The following is a 262-nucleotide window of genomic DNA, read 5'->3' as shown; positions in this document are numbered from 1 at the left end:
CGAACCACAGCAATGGGCGGGACTGAGTCATGAGGTGCTGAGTCTGTTCGAGCGTCACCCGTGGCCCGGCAACCTGCGCCAGCTGAGCAGCGTCCTGCAGATTGCCCTGGCCATGGCCGATGACCAGCAAATCCGCGCCGAACATCTGCCGGATGATTTCTTTGCCGATTTGCAGCCAGCAGCTGAGCAAACAGCCACCACCCAAACGTCACCGCCACCTTTGGCCAGCACCAGCACGGATGATCTGGCCAGCCAGTACCAG

Annotated in this window: 1 pseudogene; it reads left to right on the top strand. The window is 61.5% G+C overall.

The features are described from left to right. Positions 1–34: 34 nt before the first annotated feature. Positions 35–262: pseudogene (locus tag ACH107_RS33890) on the top strand (hypothetical protein); the annotation flags it as partial.

The sequence above is a fragment of the Roseovarius halophilus (ex Wu et al. 2025) genome (genome assembly GCF_047086965.1).
Note: the sequence above shows the minus strand (reverse complement) of the source record. Positions and strands in the feature narration are given on the sequence as shown.